The organism is Nocardia sp. NPDC006982, assembly GCF_042869435.1.
In the GTDB taxonomy this organism is placed as follows: Bacteria; Actinomycetota; Actinomycetes; order Mycobacteriales; family Mycobacteriaceae; genus Nocardia.
The window spans coordinates 667,623-682,843 of record NZ_JBIAFV010000005.1 but is presented as its reverse complement, the minus strand read 5'-3'; the positions used below and the strand labels follow the sequence as shown (position 1 = coordinate 682,843).

14 protein-coding genes and 2 tRNA genes are annotated in these 15,221 nt (G+C 65.8%); 6 read left to right on the top strand and 10 right to left on the bottom strand.

The genetic code is table 11. From position 1 onward, the window contains the following. Positions 1–5: 5 nt before the first annotated feature. Genes ACFYOW_RS23900 through ACFYOW_RS23890 form a run of 3 tightly spaced genes read right to left on the bottom strand, consistent with a single transcriptional unit; the run spans position 6 to position 3,684 of the window. Positions 6–1,694, bottom strand: coding sequence for a nitric oxide reductase activation protein NorD (locus ACFYOW_RS23900; RefSeq protein WP_387291288.1), 1,689 nt, complete (start codon positions 1,692–1,694; stop codon positions 6–8). Continuing rightward, positions 1,691–2,509, bottom strand: coding sequence for a CbbQ/NirQ/NorQ/GpvN family protein (locus ACFYOW_RS23895; RefSeq protein WP_387291286.1), 819 nt, complete (start codon positions 2,507–2,509; stop codon positions 1,691–1,693). Before ACFYOW_RS23895 ends, ACFYOW_RS23900 begins: the two co-directional genes overlap by 4 nt. Further along, a complete protein-coding gene (locus ACFYOW_RS23890) occupies positions 2,509–3,684 on the bottom strand; it encodes a spirocyclase AveC family protein (RefSeq protein ID WP_387291285.1) in 1,176 nt (391 codons plus the stop codon). Before ACFYOW_RS23890 ends, ACFYOW_RS23895 begins: the two co-directional genes overlap by 1 nt. A gap of 148 nt (positions 3,685–3,832) precedes the next feature. Here ACFYOW_RS23890 and ACFYOW_RS23885 point away from each other — a divergent pair, with 148 nt between their 5' ends. Beyond that, complete coding sequence (locus tag ACFYOW_RS23885; protein WP_387291283.1) at positions 3,833–4,459, top strand: TetR/AcrR family transcriptional regulator; 627 nt, start codon at positions 3,833–3,835, stop codon at positions 4,457–4,459. Positions 4,460–4,596: 137 nt separating this feature from the next. Beyond that, entirely contained in the window at positions 4,597–4,866 is a 270-nt protein-coding gene (locus tag ACFYOW_RS23880; protein WP_387291282.1) for a hypothetical protein, read from the top strand. Positions 4,867–4,896: 30 nt separating this feature from the next. Here ACFYOW_RS23880 and ACFYOW_RS23875 read toward each other — a convergent pair. Then, positions 4,897–4,969, bottom strand: a tRNA-Lys gene (locus ACFYOW_RS23875). 314 nt (positions 4,970–5,283) lie between these two features. On the opposite strand from ACFYOW_RS23875, the gene ACFYOW_RS23870 reads away from it, so the two are divergent. After that, on the top strand, positions 5,284–6,498 hold the full coding sequence (locus tag ACFYOW_RS23870) for an Ig-like domain-containing protein (protein WP_387291280.1): 1,215 nt from the start codon (positions 5,284–5,286) through the stop codon (positions 6,496–6,498). 8 nt (positions 6,499–6,506) lie between these two features. Here the strand turns inward: ACFYOW_RS23870 and ACFYOW_RS23865 are convergent, their stop codons facing one another. Next, on the bottom strand, positions 6,507–6,785 hold the full coding sequence (locus ACFYOW_RS23865) for a hypothetical protein (protein WP_387291278.1): 279 nt from the start codon (positions 6,783–6,785) through the stop codon (positions 6,507–6,509). A 151-nt stretch (positions 6,786–6,936) separates the two neighbouring features. On the opposite strand from ACFYOW_RS23865, the gene menC reads away from it, so the two are divergent. After that, positions 6,937–8,043: an o-succinylbenzoate synthase gene (menC, locus tag ACFYOW_RS23860; protein ID WP_387291276.1), complete on the top strand. Its 1,107-nt coding sequence runs from the start codon at positions 6,937–6,939 to the stop codon at positions 8,041–8,043. A gap of 69 nt (positions 8,044–8,112) precedes the next feature. On the opposite strand, the gene ACFYOW_RS23855 is transcribed toward menC, so the two are convergent. After that, positions 8,113–8,185 (bottom strand) — tRNA-His (locus ACFYOW_RS23855). A 55-nt stretch (positions 8,186–8,240) separates the two neighbouring features. Continuing rightward, positions 8,241–8,882, bottom strand: coding sequence for an oligoribonuclease (gene orn / locus ACFYOW_RS23850; RefSeq protein ID WP_387291274.1), 642 nt, complete (start codon positions 8,880–8,882; stop codon positions 8,241–8,243). A gap of 424 nt (positions 8,883–9,306) precedes the next feature. Here orn and ACFYOW_RS23845 point away from each other — a divergent pair, with 424 nt between their 5' ends. Further along, positions 9,307–11,106 carry a helicase HerA-like domain-containing protein gene (locus ACFYOW_RS23845; RefSeq protein WP_387291272.1) on the top strand — a complete coding sequence of 600 codons (1,800 nt, stop codon included), beginning with the start codon at positions 9,307–9,309 and terminating at the stop codon, positions 11,104–11,106. Between the two features lie 88 nt (positions 11,107–11,194). Here ACFYOW_RS23845 and ACFYOW_RS23840 read toward each other — a convergent pair whose 3' ends face one another. Then, on the bottom strand, positions 11,195–12,289 hold the full coding sequence (locus ACFYOW_RS23840; RefSeq protein WP_387291270.1) for an FAD-dependent oxidoreductase: 1,095 nt from the start codon (positions 12,287–12,289) through the stop codon (positions 11,195–11,197). Positions 12,290–12,341: 52 nt separating this feature from the next. Here ACFYOW_RS23840 and ACFYOW_RS23835 point away from each other — a divergent pair, with 52 nt between their 5' ends. Next, positions 12,342–12,785 carry a MarR family winged helix-turn-helix transcriptional regulator gene (locus ACFYOW_RS23835; RefSeq protein WP_387291269.1) on the top strand — a complete coding sequence of 148 codons (444 nt, stop codon included), beginning with the start codon at positions 12,342–12,344 and terminating at the stop codon, positions 12,783–12,785. 10 nt (positions 12,786–12,795) lie between these two features. Here ACFYOW_RS23835 and lysA read toward each other — a convergent pair whose 3' ends face one another. Next, on the bottom strand, positions 12,796–14,139 hold the full coding sequence (gene lysA, locus ACFYOW_RS23830) for a diaminopimelate decarboxylase (RefSeq protein WP_387291440.1): 1,344 nt from the start codon (positions 14,137–14,139) through the stop codon (positions 12,796–12,798). Positions 14,140–14,335: 196 nt separating this feature from the next. Next, complete coding sequence (gene cmrA / locus ACFYOW_RS23825; RefSeq protein WP_387291267.1) at positions 14,336–15,139, bottom strand: mycolate reductase; 804 nt, start codon at positions 15,137–15,139, stop codon at positions 14,336–14,338. Between the last annotated feature and the right edge of the window lie 82 nt (positions 15,140–15,221).

The window sequence follows — 15,221 nt, the reverse complement described above, 5'->3', positions numbered from 1 at the left end:
ATGTGTTACCGGGGCACCGGTTTCGGTGCGCTGAGTTCGCGTAGCGAGGCGAGGAACAGCTCGTCCATGCGCGGGCTCAGTTGGGCGAGGGTGGTGGCGGCGGCGTAGCCGGCGGAGCCGAAGACACGGGCCAGTGCCTCGGTGTCGGCGTGTACGCCGAGGGACAGGCACAGGCATCCGACGCCGTCGCCGCGGAGTTCTTCGAGGGCCTTGTCCGCGTCGGCCTCGGCGTAGCGACCTTCGTAGCCGTCGTCGTAGGGGAACCCGTCCGACAGCACGACTAGTAGCCGATTCTGGGTTCCCGCTTGGGTTTTGAGGATCTCCCCGGCGCCGCGGATGCCGGCGCCGAGGCGGGTGTAACTGGCGGGCTGGAGTTGGTTGAGCCGGGCTCGCCCGACGGCGCTGAAGCGTTGCCCGAACGTTTTGATCGCCGGGAGATGCACCGCGTGCCGGCCGTCGGAGCGGAAGGCGTAGACCGCGACACGGTCGCCGAGTTCTTCGAGGGTGACCGCCAGTGTGGCGGCCGCGCGGCGCTGGTGGTCGTGGACGGCGAGGCCGTCGGGGTCGGTGTCGGCGGCCGAACCGGAGGCGTCGAGCAGGATGAGGACGCCGAGATCGCGGGCGATCTTGCGGTGTTCGCGGTAGACGTGCTCGGGCGGTGAGTAGCCCGAGCGCAGGTCGACGAACAGGTCGATGAGCGCCTCGAGGTCGAGTTCGTCTCCGTCGGGACGGCCACGAAGTGCCTTGGGTCCCAAGCCGACCCGGGCTAGGCGGCGGCGCAGTACGTCGTCGGGCGGGACCCCGGCGGCGGCGAGATCGGCGTCGGCGGTGAACGGGAAGTCGATCACGCGGCACCACTCCGGGCGATACCGGTTGTGGTGGACATCCCATTCCGGATACAGCGCCCCGCCCACGCCGACAGCGGCGCCAGGTTTTCCGTCGTCGGTGAAACGGATCCGGGTGGGCAGCGGCCTCGCCTGCGCGCCGACTATGCGCGCGCGTCGCGCCGCCCGCACCGGCGCCTCGGCACCGGCGGGCCCGTCCCCGGCCGCGCGCGTGCTGCCGAGTTGCTTGCGGAAGAAGTCCATCAGGGTGCGCGAGCTGAACAGCGGATTCTCGAACAGCTTCGCGATCTTGCTTTCTCCGGACTGCTCGGCATCGCCCTCGTCGTCGGCCTCGGGCAGGTCGAGAGGATCGAATTCCAGGCGCAGTTCCCGGTCCGTGGGCCGAGCGCCGGCTCCGTCGACCGTCGCCAGCAGACGGGAGGGTTTGATGACCCCGAACCACTCCGGCGGATCGGCCACCGGCTCACGCCCGCGGGCCACGTCGAGCGAGTCGTCGGCGGTCGAGGTGCCCACTCCCGCAACGACGTTCAGTTCGGCGGCGAGTGGAACCCGATCGGCGAGCCGAGCGAGGACGCGACGACCTTCGAGAGCGAGGTACCGGCGCGCGACCGCGGGACGCGTCCGCAACGATTTCACCAGGCGCTGATCCAGGCTCCCGGCACCGAGCAGCGCGGCCTGGACCACCATCTCGCGGCGCTGCTCGGCGACGGAACCCGCCGTGACGAATATGGCCTGGCCGTTGGTGTGCGCCGCGACCCCGGCCGGTGCCGGTGCGACCTCCACCGCCCGGCCGGCGAGGAAGGTGGCGAGCAGCCGGAACCGGTCGAGGCCGTCGGTATCGCCCGTCATGATCGGGGCAGGACGGCATCGACGAGTTCGCCGAGCGCTCGGACGACCTCGTGATCGTCGGACAGCGCCTGCACGACCGCCGACTGCACGGCGCTGCGCAGGCTCAGCCCCTCCGCGACCAGGCCACCGGCGAGGATCAGCATCCGGGTGGACGAAACCTCTCGCAGCGGTGAACCATCCAGGTTCCGGATGGCGTTGCCGAGGGTGACCAGCGCCCGCGCGGTCTCCTCGTCGATCCCGGCTTCGTGGGCGACCACCTCGGTCTCGATCTCGGCGGGCGGGAATCCGAGTTCGATGGCGACGAACCGCTGCCGGGTCGACTCCTTGAGGTTCTTCAGCACGCTCTGATAGCCCGGGTTGTAGGAGATCACGAGCTGGAATCCCGGCGCCGCAGGCAGTGTCGTGCCGAGCCGGTCGACCGGGAGTTCGCGGCGGTGATCGGCGAGCGGATGGATGACCACCGTGGTGTCCTGGCGTGCCTCCACCACCTCGTCGAGGTAGAAGATCGCCCCCGCCCGCACGGCGCGGGTCAAGGGCCCGTCCACCCACACCGTCTCGCCGCCCTCGAGCAGGAACCGGCCCACCAGGTCGGCCGACGTCATATCCTCATGTCCCGCAACGGTTATCAGCTCACGGCCGATCTCGGCGGCCATGGCCTCCACGAACCGCGTCTTCCCGCATCCGGTCGGGCCCTTCAGCAATACCGGCAGCCCGCGGCGCGCCGCCGCGCGGAAGACCTCGACTTCGTCTCCGACCGCCTTGTAGAACGGCGTCTCGACAGCGATGCGGGCGGGACGGTTGTTGGTCAGCGTCATCAGTTTCCCCGATCGAACGGAACGATTTTCGGCAGCTCTTTGCCTTCGGGCAGCACGAGGCGGCCGTCGGGATCGATGTAGCCGGTGTCCTTGCCGGGTATCGGGAGCACCGGGTCGGGACACAGCCGCCCGGTCCCCTCACCGCAGATACCCATGTCGAAGTACGAACGCTTCTGGATGTCCTCGGGCCAGGACTCGGCGTGCATGCCGAACCACTGCGCGGGAATGTTGTAGAACACGAAGAAGAACATGCTGCACGCCGCGAAGATCGCCAGGAAACGCGTGGCCTGTTGCTTGACGAATCCGCCTCGGACCCGGTCCAATCCGCGTTCGACGAAGGTCCGGCCCCGGTCGTCGGTGAAGTAGCGCAGCGAGCACAGACCGGCCTGCACACCGCCCCACATCAGCCCTTCGTACAGCGGCCACTGGTAGTAGGTGCCGGCATTGATCGACAGGGATTTGATGGCGCCGGGATAGGTGAACAGCCCCATCGGCATGAGGAACAGGCCCTCGATGACGAAGTCGAAGATGAACGTCCACGCGATCAGCACGCCGATCAGCCCGTAATTGTTGATCCTCGGCCAGAACGCTTTGGCGCGGCGCATGATCCAGCAACCCAGGATCGTGCACAGCAGCACGCCGTAGGAGTAGCCCGGCGCGTTCATCAGGATCGGCTCGGCCATCATGTGACCCGGCTCTGCATACGACCGCCAGCCCGGGACGTACGGCACCCACGAGCCCATATTCCACATCCACGTGTTGTACGTGCTCCACGTGTTGAAGTAGTTCAGCAGCGGATCCTGGAACCACAGCAGCCCGCAGGACACCAGCAGCATGCCGTCGAGGGTGATGCGCCGCTCCCGCCGCCACGGCCGGACGATGAAGTAGTAGAGACCGACCGGCAGACCGACGATGATCACCACCGTCCACGTCATGAGGACCGCCTTCATCAACGTCGGCGGATCACTCGGCCCTTGCGGCACCCGCTCGAAATGCGGGCCCGTCACCCACCGGATCCACACATACAGCTGAAAAGCCAGGATCAAACCACCGATCACCGCCCAGACCCGCACCGGCTTCGACGTGCGCTGGACCTGACCGCCCAGCGACGCCACGCCGGCGGCCGACTCTGTGACGACGGAGGACTCGATCGTCCTGTACGACGGAGCACTCATGGCACCGCCTCCTTCTGGATCGTTGCAGTACATCCGCTCGCGCATCCGCCGACCGCGAGGAGCGGATCGACGTGCGGCCCAGTCAATATACCAATGAGTATCTCAGTAACTGGTCGATTTCTGGAATTCTCTTGATAAGCTGAATGGCATGGTGGAACGGTGGACGATGGAGCGGCGTCTCGAACACACGCGGTCGTTGCTCTTGGATGCCGCCGAGGCGGTGTTCGCCGAGAAGGGCTTCATGTCAGCGACTCTCGACGACATCGCCGGCGCGGCCGGTTACACGAAGGGCGCCATCTACAAGCACTTCGCCACGAAGGAAGAGCTCTTCCTGGCCGTGAACGACCGGTACTGGCGCCGCTACTTCGATACCTTCTCCGAGATGATCGCGGCGGTCACCGAGGTGGGCGCGCGCGAACTCGACGACATCGCCCGCCGCTGGCGGCAACTCAGCGCCGAGCGCGGTGCAGGGCAAGCGGCGCTCGGGCACGAGTTCACCCTGTACCTGCTGCGCAACCCCGAAGCGCGAGAACGAGTTGCGGCCAAGCGAGCAGAAGTCGCCCAGGCGGTCGCGACCTTCGTCGCCGAGGGGCTCGACCGCATCGGCGCCAGCCTGTCGATCCCGCCGCTGACCTTCGCGCGCGTCCTCATCGCCACCACCGACGCCGTCGAACTCGGCAGCCAACTCGACGATCTCGACCTCTACCGGCCGATCCTCGAAATGTACGTCTCCGCAATCAAATTGCCGGCCGACGGGTCCTCTGCCGCCGACTGACCGCTCGAGGCGCGACTGTCAGGGCGTCGACCGCACCCCTGCTGATCACACCCAACCCACGGGCAGTGCCCGCCCGTGCCGTTCGAACACACGAAGTGACTTCGGCCGGCAGTCGAATGACAACCTGCCGTGCCGCAATGATCCCGTTCTCGCTGCTCGGGTTCGTTGCAGGAAAAGCGGTGCCGCGTCTCATCGCGCGCATCACCGAACGGTGGACCTACGGGCTCTCGGTCGTGATCGCTGTCGCCGGCGCACTGCTGTTCGCCGCCGCCAACCAGTCACTCCTCGCCGCGATCGCCCTACTCGGCTTCGCCGCCTACGGTGTCTTCGCAGTCATGCCCGAGCTCGTCCTCGTCGGTGTGCCGCAAGAAGAAGCAGCCAGCATCGGCAACGAAGAAAGCCCCTGACCTGAATACATGGTCAGGGGCTTCTTGCGGTGCGCCATCAGGGACTCGAACCCCGAACCCGCTGATTAAGAGTCAGCTGCTCTGCCAATTGAGCTAATGGCGCGTGTCTTGCTGTGCTCCGTGTTCCGGTGCGGGACAAACATTAACAGGCCGAGTGCCCAGAAGTGAAATCGGTTTCTGACCGGGGGTGATGGAGAGTTCGCGATGGGTGTTAACACCCAGCGGGGCGCGGATGATCTAACCGGTGGAACTCGCCTGTGGCGGAGTGATTTTCCATTGGACCGGGCCCGTTGCGCTGGCAGAATGTCTGGAGCGCGGTCCGGACCAAACTCCGTGGCGTTGCGGGAGGAGCGTGGTCGGGTTGGATCCGAAGCCGTCGGTGCCCTGGCTGCATCGGGACTTGAAACGGGGTTGGTAATGAACGTTGGTCAGGGTCGACATCGGTCGATGAGAAAGATCACGGGACCGGTAGTCGTATGCGCGGTGTTGGCGCTGGCCTTGACGGCGTGTTCGTCGTCCAACGCCACCGACGCCTCGACGGTGGCTATCGACCGTAATCCGATCACCGAACTGATGAAGCCCAAGCTGTTGTCGCCGGTCAAGGACGGTGACATGGGAGTTTCGCCGGGCGTGCCGCTGACCTTCAAGGTCGACGACGGCAAGTTCACCACCGTGGCATTGACCAGCCCGCAGGGTGTTCCGGTCGGTGGCAAGCTGGCCGCGGACGGCCGGACCTGGGAGAACACCGAGGTACTCGGCTACGGCAAGACCTACAAGCTGAAGGCCGACGCAATCGGTCTTGGTGGCGCGAACTCCACGGTATTGAGCTTCACCACCAGCTCCCCGGACAGCCAGACCAAGCCCTATCTGCTGCCGGGCGAGGGCGAAGTGGTCGGCATCGGCCAGCCGGTGGCCGTGCAGTTCGACGAGAACATCCCCGACCGCATGGCCGCGCAAAAGGCGATCAAGATCACCACCGAGCCGCCGGTCGAGGGCGCCTTCTACTGGGTGAACAAGCGCGAGGTCCGGTGGCGGCCGGAGCATTTCTGGGCGCCGGGCACCAAGGTGACCATCGATGTGAACGTCTACGGCCGTGATCTCGGCAGCGGGCTGTTCGGCCAGGACAATATCCACTCGTTCTTCACCGTGGGCGACCCGACGATCTTCACCGCGGACGACAACACCAAGCAGGTGACGGTAGAGATGAACGGTCAGGTGGTGCGGACCATGCCCACCTCGATGGGTAAGGACAGCACCCCCACCGATAACGGCATCTACATCGTCGGCGACCGATTCGATCGCATCATCATGGACTCCTCGACCTATGGCGTCGCGGTGAGTTCGCCGAACGGCTACAAGACGCCGGTCGACTACGCGACCCGACTTTCCTACTCCGGCATCTTCTTTCACTCCGCGCCGTGGTCGGTCGGTGCGCAGGGTTCCTCGAATACCAGCCACGGCTGCCTGAATTTGAGCCCCGAGAACGCGCTGTGGGTTTTGCAGAACGCCAAGCGCGGCGACATCACCATCGTCAAGAACACTGTGGGCGGCACGCTCTCGGGCATCGACGGACTCGGTGACTGGAACATTCCGTGGGCGGAGTGGAAGGCGGGCAACGCCGACAATCGCTAGGCGATCGCCTACGCGCAACTGAGCGTCGCCCCGACGGCGCTCCCGAGCGCGGCGCACAGCAGCGGCCCGCCGAACAGCAGATTCTCGAAGCCGGACATCGCGGCACCGGCCGAGCCCGTGCCCGAGGAGCCGGTGGTGGTGACACCGCCGGCCGATCCGGTGGTGACCGAGCTCGAACCGGTGCTGGATCCGGTGCCCGGTTCGATCGCGATATCCGCGGTTGCGGTACCGGTGGCGCCTGTGAGCAGGGTTGTGCCGACGAAAGCTGCGATTACCGCGGAACGCATCACGAACTTGGTGTCTTTCTGATCAGCCGGGGTGGCGTCCCGGTGACACCTCCCCTGATGCCCGCAGTCTACGGAGTGAAACAGTGATCTGTCAGATAATTGGTGATGGTAAGCGGCTATCGGCAAGGGGCTGATATGCCAAGCTGTGAAGGTGAGGCTCGAGGGCGTTGAGCTGCGTCGGCTGGGCCTTCCGCTACGCAGCCCCTTTCGGACCTCGTTCGGGGTCGAATTGTGGCGTGACATTCTCCTGCTGCGGGTGGTCGCCTCGGACGCCGAGGGCTGGGGCGAGTGCGTAGCCCTGCCGTCTCCGAGTTTTTCCTCCGAGTACATCGATGGCGCCGCCGAGGTCATCCGCCGGTTTCTGTTGCCTGTGCTGGCCGGCCGCGATCTCACCCCGGAAGATGTAGCGCCCACCCTTGCGCGGTTTCGTGGTCATCGAATGGCCAAGGCCGCGTTGGAGATGGCGATCCTCGACGCCTGGCTGCGGTCCCGACGACGGTCTTACGCCGGATATCTCGGCGCGACTCGCACCTCGGTTGCCGCGGGTGTCTCGATCGGGATCATGGACGAGATACCCGAACTGCTGGATACCGTCACGGAATATCTGGAACAGGGCTACCAGCGGATCAAGCTCAAGATCGAGCCAGGATGGGATATCGCGCCGGTGCGGGCGGTACGGGAGCGCTTCGGTGACGCTTTCGAGCTGCAGGTCGACGCGAACGGCGCCTATACATCGGCCGATGCGGACCATCTCGCCGGTCTCGACGAGTTCGGACTCGAAATGCTGGAACAGCCTCTTGCCGAGGACTGCTGCCGCGATCACGTGGTGCTCGCCCGTCGCTTGCGTACGCCGATCTGCCTGGACGAATCGATTCTCTCGGCCCGGGGCGCCGCCGACGCGATCGAGCTGGGGGCGTGCTCGGTGGTGAATATCAAAGCCGGACGTGTCGGCGGCTATCTCGAGGCCCGCTCGACGCACGATGTCTGTGCGGCGCACGGCGTACCGGCATTTTGCGGTGGAATGCTGGAAACCGGGCTCGGTCAGGCGGCGAATCTGGCGATAGCGGCGCTCCCCGGTTGTACGTTGCCCGCGGACATCGTGGCCTCGGATCGCTATTACGAACGAGACATCATCGAACCGCTGCGGCTGGTAGCCGGATACATCACCGTGCCTGACGGGCCCGGCCTCGGTGTAGACCCGTTGCCGGATGCACTGAAGGCGGCAACGACGAGCAAGGAATGGCTGTCGCCGATATGAACCCAGCGACACTGTCGAGTAGACAACGGGCCAGGTCGGAGCTGATGCGCTCCGACCTGGCCCGTTTCGGGTGGCTGACGGGACTCGAACCCGCGACAGCCAGGATCACAACCTGGTGCTCTACCAACTGAACTACAGCCACCATCGCCGGTGAATTACCAGCGCGGTCGATATTAGCGTGTCAACCCCTCGAGTCCCTAATCGGTTTCTGACGTCGCGTTTTGCTCGGCCGTCTTGTCGCCACCGCTCAGTTCGTTCGCAACGGCGGTGATCTCTGTGGTCGACGGGCCGGGGGCGGCGACGAAGGCCGTGCGTCGGTAGTACTCGAGCTCGCGGATGGATTCCTTGATGTCGGCCAGGGCGCGGTGCGTCAGGCCCTTCTCCGGCTGGCCGAAGTAGATGCGCGGGTACCAGCGGCGGCACAGCTCCTTGATGGAACTCACATCGATCATCCGGTAGTGCAGATGCGCATCGAGTGCGGGCATATCGCGGGCGATGAAACCGCGGTCGGTTGCGATGGAATTGCCGGCCAGTGGCACCGTGCCCGCGGTCGGGGCGTATTCGCGGATGTAGTCGAGTACCTGCTTTTCGGCATCGGCGAGGGTGACCGTGGAGCGGCGCACTTCCTCGGTCAGGCCCGAACGTGCGTGCATATCGGCGACTACCTGCGGCATGGCGGCCAGGGCGGCGTCGTCGGCGTGGATGACGATATCCACGCCGTCACCGAGAATATTGAGGTCGCTGTCGGTCACGAGCGCGGCCACCTCGATCAGCTTGTCGCTGTCGAGGCGCAGGCCGGTCATCTCACAATCCATCCACACCACGTATTTGTCGCTCACCGGACACACAGTAGCCGTTTGGTTGTGGCCGACGGGGCTCACCCGGCCGCGTTGTCGCAGCGTAGGCCGTGTGTGCAAAGCGTCGAATTTGACACCACGTATTTGTCGGACACCCCGGCAAACATTAGCTGTATTTATTGGCGATGCCTTCGGCATCGCGTGTTCGCGGCCCCCTGATGTCTCGCATCCGAGCGGTCGAGACTCGCGACTGCGTCGCATGCGCTTCGGCCACTCGGATGCGAGACGGGGCGCGGCGCATGCTCACTCTCGCTTCGCGAGAAACCAGGTGCTGGTTGCGTAGGAGTGCATGTCACCACTGGGTTGAGCCGTCTCAGGGGGAGCGGCGGCTATAGAGTTTGTGGGAGATCGGCGTATGCGTTTTCGGCACGACAGCTAACACTGCGGACCAGACGGAGGACGCGCGATGGCAACCCCTCAGGAGAAGGCGGCCGCGGCACGGAAGGCGGCCGAGGAGGCAGCGCGGGTGGCCGCGGAAGCCGCCGCTGCGGCCGAAGCCGCCGAGCGCGAGTTGGCCGAGCAGGAGGCGGCGGCCGCGAGCGCGGATCCGAATGCGGCGTATGCGGTGGCACAGGCCGAGGCCGCGCAATCCAAGGCCGCCGCGACGGCGGAGACCGCGGTCGCCAGCGCTGCCGCGGCGGAATCCGTTCAGTTGGCGGCGACCAAGACCGCGCAGGCCGCGGAACAGTCGGTGGCGCAGCAGATCGCTGCCGGATACGCGTTCGACGGAGCAGCGCTGGAATTGGGCACGGTTGTCGTGGACGGCGCCGTGGATTCGACTGCGCACGTGCGGATTCCGATGCGCACCATGAATCGGCACGGACTGGTCGCCGGTGCGACCGGCACCGGTAAGACGAAAACATTGCAGGGCATCGCCGAACAGCTTTCGCGGGCCGGGGTTCCCGTGGTACTCGCCGATATCAAGGGCGACCTGTCGGGGCTTGCACAGCAGGGGCAGGCCGATGAAAAGCTCCGCGCCAGGGCCGCCGAGACGGGTGCGCCGGACTGGGCGCCGGCCGGTTATCCGACCGAATTCGTCTCGCTCGGCACCGGCGGTGGCGGGGTGCCGATCCGGGCGACCATCACCGCATTCGGGCCGGTGCTGCTCAGTAAGGTGTTGGAGCTCAACGAAACTCAGGAATCGACGCTCGGGCTGATTTTCCACTGGGCGGATAAGGCGGGTCTCGGTCTGCTGGATCTGAAGGACCTGCGCGCGGTCATCACCCATCTCACGAGTCCGGAGGGCAAGGAGGATCTCAAGGGCATCGGCGGGGTTTCGGCGGCCACCGCGGGGGTGATCCTGCGCGCGCTGGTGAATCTCGAGGCCGATGGCGGCGACACCTTCTTCGGTGAGCCCGAACTGGATCCGGCCGATCTGCTGCGCACCGCGGGCGGTCAGGGCGTGATCACGCTGTTCGAACTCGGTGCGCAGGCGGCGCGGCCGGTGATGTTCTCGACCTTCCTGATGTGGGTACTCGCCGATCTGTTCCAGACGCTGCCCGAGGTCGGTGATGTCGAAAAGCCCAAGCTGGTCTTCATTTTCGACGAGGCGCACCTGTTGTTCGCGGATGCCTCGAAGGCTTTCCTGGAGCAGGTGGAGCAGACGGTCAAGCTGATCCGGTCCAAGGGTGTCGGCGTTTTCTTCTGCACCCAGCTGCCCACCGATATCCCGAATCCGATCCTCTCCCAACTGGGTGCGCGCATTCAGCACGCGCTGCGAGCCTTCACACCCGACGATCAGAAGGCGCTGTCCAAGACGGTGCGCACCTACCCGAAGACCGGCGTCTACGACCTGGAGCAGGCGCTCACCTCGCTGGGCACCGGGGAGGCGATAGTGACGGTGCTCTCCGAGAAGGGCGCGCCGACGCCCGTGGCGTGGACCAGGATTCAGCCGCCGCGCTCGCTGATGGATACCATCGGGGAGGATCAGATCAAGTCGCGGGCGCTGTCCAGCGCGCTGGCCGCCAAATACGGCCAGACCATTGATCGTGAGTCGGCCTACGAGATCATGGCCGCGAAAGCTACTGCAGCACAACAGGAACCGGAGGCCGCTCCGGCTTCGGGGCGCTCGAAGGCCGTCCCCGAGGAGGAATCCGCCGCCGAGCGCATCATGAAGAATCCGGCGGTGAAGAGCTTCCTGCGTTCGGCCGCGACCGCCGCGGGCCGCGAGATCAGCCGCAGCATTTTCGGCACCCGCAAGCGCTGAGCGCGAGCACCGATCCCGAGCAGTGCCGGGCGGTGCTGGTCTGCGGATCAAAGAGAGGGTGGACCTTCGAAATGGGCCGCAGTGCGGATCAGGTAGCGCTGCGCAGCGAGCGCTCCACCATCGCGAAACCGTAGTCGAGCATTTCGGTTTCGTAGGCGTGGACCGCGTCGCGCAGTGCACCGGTCCGCTCGGTAATGCGGCGGCAGAGCAGGGCGGCGTCGCGCAGGGCTGTCCCCGCGCTGCTCCCGGCGGGGATCATGGTGTGGATGGCGTCGCCCATCAGCGTGACGGGCCCGGTTTTCCAGTGCGGCAACGGTTTTGCCGTCCGCATCGCCGTGTTGTGGACGGATTCCGGATCGGCACGGCGCACGAGTGCGGCGAGGTTCTCGGGCCAGTCGGCGATCAGTTCGGAGGCGATCTTCTGTAGTTGCTGCTTGTCCATTGTGGACAGGTCGGCTGGAACCGTTGCGGTCGGTGCGGCGACCACCCACATCACGTAGTCATCGCCGTCGCCGGAGGCGAATTCATGCGCGGCCAGCGACATGAACCGGCCGTCGGTGCCGGCGATCACGCTGAATCCGTCCAGTGCGGCGTCGGGTGTCAGCGCGCGGATCTCGTCGGTCAGCGCTGTCTTGCCATAGATCTCGGCTTGGCCGGTATCGACTACCTCGGCGTCCGGCAGCCATTGGGCGCGGATGTGGGAATGGGTGCCGTCGGCGGCGACCAGCAGATCCGCATCGGTGACCGTGCCGTCGTCGAAGTAGGTCCGGACCCGGCCCTCGTCGAGCAGTTCGAAGCGTTGGAAGGATGCGCCGTGGTGCACGTCGATGCCGGTGAGCAGGATCTTGCGCAGTGTGAGCCGGTCGACGGTCAGATGCCGTCCGTGCACATCCTCATCGGCCCTCGGCGGCACCAGCATCTCTCGGACGACGTGCAGTTGCGGGTCGAGGAACCGCACCCCTGTACCGCGCTTGCCTGCGGTGGCGAGGATTCGTTCGTAGCGGTCCGACGGTAGACAGCTGCGCAATGCGAGGTCGCCCTCCGGATCGAGGGAGATGCGATAGCCCTGGCTGTGCTGGTCCGCGGCTTCGCGTTCGTAGAGCTCGACGGTGATTCCGGCTCGGTGCAGGCCCTGTGCGAGCAGAGGGCCTGCCAGGCCGGCTCCCACGATGACAATCTTCATGGTTCAAAACTATCTGAATTCAGACGATCTGTCATCGGATATAGTTTTCCCCGTGGCGGAAACTTCGGAGCAGCTCGGCGCCCAGATCGGTGGTCAGCTCTATCTAGCGCACCGCTACGCGCGTGCGGCGGCCAATCGTGCACTGCGGGAACAGCGGCTCGAGCTGCGTCATCTCGGGGTGCTCGGCTGTCTGGCCGAGGTGGGGCCGCTCAGTCAGCGCGCATTGGTCGACCGGCTGCAGCTGGACAAGTCATCGATGGTCTACATCATCGACGAACTGGAGCGGCAGGGGCTGGCGGAACGGCGTAAGGACGAGCGGGATCGGCGCAGCTATGCCGTGCACATCACGCCGAGCGGACGGGAGCGCCTCGATGCCGCTAATCGCACCGCCGATGCGGCGGTGGTCGAATTGCTCGCGCCGTTCTCGGCGGTCGAACGCCGACAGTTGCACGAACTGCTCGGCCGGTTCATCGAACACGCCGCCGGACAGGCCTGAGATCGGCCCGTCAGTTGCCGATATCGCGGGCGAGTAGATCGTCGATGGTTTCGCGGCGGATCAGCTGGCGGGCGCGTCCGTTGCGTACCGCGATGACCGGTGGCCGACCGACGCTGTTGTAGGACGAGGCGAGGCCGTGGTGGTAGGCGCCGGTGCGCGGCACCGCGAGTACCTCGCCGGGCCGCACGTCGGCCGGGAGCCTGATATCGGTGGCCAGCACATCGCCCGCCTCGCAGTAGCGACCGGCCACCGTTGCGGTCATCTGTGGGCTGCAAGGATGGCGATTGGCAATGACCACTTCGTAATTCGCGCCGTACAGCGCGACGCGGGCGTTATCGCCCATGCCGCCGTCGACGGTGACGTAGGTCCGTCCGCCATCGATATGCTTGACCGACAGCACGCGATACAGCGTCACGCCTGCGCGCGCGACGATGGCGCGACCCGGTTCCAAGGCGATATTCGGGCGCGGGAAGTGGTTCCGCGCGCAGGCCGCGTCCAGGGCGTCATCGATGATGTCGGCGAGTTCGGCCAGATTCATCTCGGCGTCCCCGCTGCGGTAGGCGACCGCATGTCCGCCGCCGAGGTCGAGATCGGTGAGTATGCGGCCGTGATCCGCACGGACCCTTGCCATTTCGGCGATCATCCGGCGCACCGCCTCGCCGTAGTGGTCCGGGTCGTAGATCTGCGAACCGAGGTGGCAGTGGAAGCCGATCAGCTCGAGGTTCGGCTGGCGCATAATGCGTTCGACCGCCTCGGCGGCCATATCGCTGCCGATCGGGAAACCGAATTTCTGGTCCAGCACACCGGTTTTCACAGCCGGATGCCCGTGCACATCGATGCCGGGCGACAGTCGGAGCAGGACCTGCTGTGGTCGGGTGGCCAGTGCGGAGAGCAGGGTGATCTCGGTCATCGAATCGATCACGATCCGGCCGACACCGCTTTGCACTGCGGCTTCGAGTTCGTCGAAGGATTTGCCATTGCCGTGCAACACGATTCGCTTCGGGTCGACACCGGCGGCGATGACGATGGCGAGTTCACCTGCCGAGCATACGTCGACCGAAAGTCCTTCCTGGGTAACCCATTCCGCGACCGCGCGGATCATCAGTGCCTTGCCCGCATAGATGATCTCGGCCTCCGGGAAGGCCTTCTTGTAGGCGCGGCAGCGGGTGCGGACCTCGTGCTCGTCGAGCACATAGGTGGCGGTGCCGTACTGGTCGGCGATATCGGCGAGGGCGACCCCGCCGAGGGTGATTCGGCCGTCGTCGTCGTAATGGGTGTCTTGCGGCCAGACCGCGGAGTCGAGGCGCGAAGGCATTCCCGACCGCAGCGACGGGAAGATCTCGAGCAGCGTCACGTGGTTCTCCTGGGTGTGCCCCCGCTTTCTCGGCATGCGGGGCCGATATCAGGACTACGCCGGTTCGTACTGGTCAGGGGCGATGCTGACGGATCCTTGACGCACCTGAATCATTTCCTGACGGGTTGCTGATCGGCACCATGCTGCGGCCCGCGCTCGCGCTGAGCTGGGCCGATGACGGCGGAGCTGCTGCTGCTCAGCCGCCGAGCTTCTTGTAGAACGCACCGGCGACCGGGGCGGTGAGGGCGCGGGGGCCGTATTGGCCTGCGACGCTCATGCCCTTGCTGATCAGGCCGGGGACCACGCGCATCTTGTTGCGGGCCAGGGCGTCGATGGAGATCTTGGCCGTGTATTCGGAGGTGACCCACATGAAGTCGGGCACCATGCGGTCGACGATGGAGGCCTCGGCCGGATCGGGGGTTTCGGTGCGGACCGGACCCGGAGCGAGCAGGGTGACGTGCACGCCGGAGCCCTTCAATTCGCCGCGCAGCGATTCGGAGAAGGTATTGGCGAACGCCTTGCTCGCCGCATAGGTGGCATTGTTCGGAATCGGCATATTGCCCGCCGCCGAACCGCTGATCAGGATGCCACCGCCACCCCTGGCGATCATGCCGGGCAGCACGGCCAAAGTGAGATCGTGCACCGCAACGGCATTGAGCTCCATCTGGTCCCGCTCATACGCCGGATCCAATTCGGCGACCGCACCGAAGGTCGCGATACCCGCGTTGTTGCACAGGATCGAAATATCGCGGGCCGCTAACTCCTCGACCAGCGCCGCCCGCGCCGTCCGATCGGCCAGATCGACCGCCCGCACCTCCGCGGTGATCCCATGCGCCAACGTCAACCGCTGCGCAAGCTCGGTCAACACCTCCCCGCGCCGCGCAACCAGGATCAACGAATACCCGCGAGCAGCAAGCTCGGCAGCAAGCGCCGTCCCGATACCAGAAGAGGCACCAGTAACGACCGCACGATTCTCAGAGGTAGCAGAGGGCAAACTCACGAGAGGAGCCTAGGCGATCCGTGCGGCCCAGCATCGATGACATCCTGCGCGTCCCCCAGCCGGTTCGATCGAGAATGCGACC